Genomic DNA, 325 nt, shown 5'->3' on the forward strand with positions numbered 1-325 from the left:
GACGACAGCTTCGAGGAACTCACCGAGGAAGAGCGCGAGGAACTCGAAGACGGCGTCGTCGACGCGGCCACCGCTGCGCGGACGATCGCCGAACTGGACACAGAAATCGGTGTCCTGGCCGACCTGGAGCAGCTCGCCCGCCGGGTACGCCTCTCCGGCACCGATAAGAAGTGGACCGAGCTGCGCAGCCTTCTTCTCGACGACATGTCGATGTACGAGGCGGACGGCAGCCGACGAAAGATCATCGTTTTCACCGAACATCGAGACACGCTTAACTATCTAGTTGAGCAGAGCCGCGCCCTCCTCGGACGTAATGACGCCGTTG

1 protein-coding gene is annotated in these 325 nt (G+C 61.8%); it reads left to right on the forward strand.

The genetic code is table 11. The annotated features are described in order from the left end of the window. A partial coding sequence (locus RBH18_RS44005; protein WP_306216466.1) for a hypothetical protein occupies positions 1-325 on the forward strand: 325 nt, incomplete at both ends.

It is taken from the genome of Actinoplanes oryzae (genome assembly GCF_030757795.1).
Classification (GTDB): domain Bacteria; phylum Actinomycetota; class Actinomycetes; order Mycobacteriales; family Micromonosporaceae; genus Actinoplanes.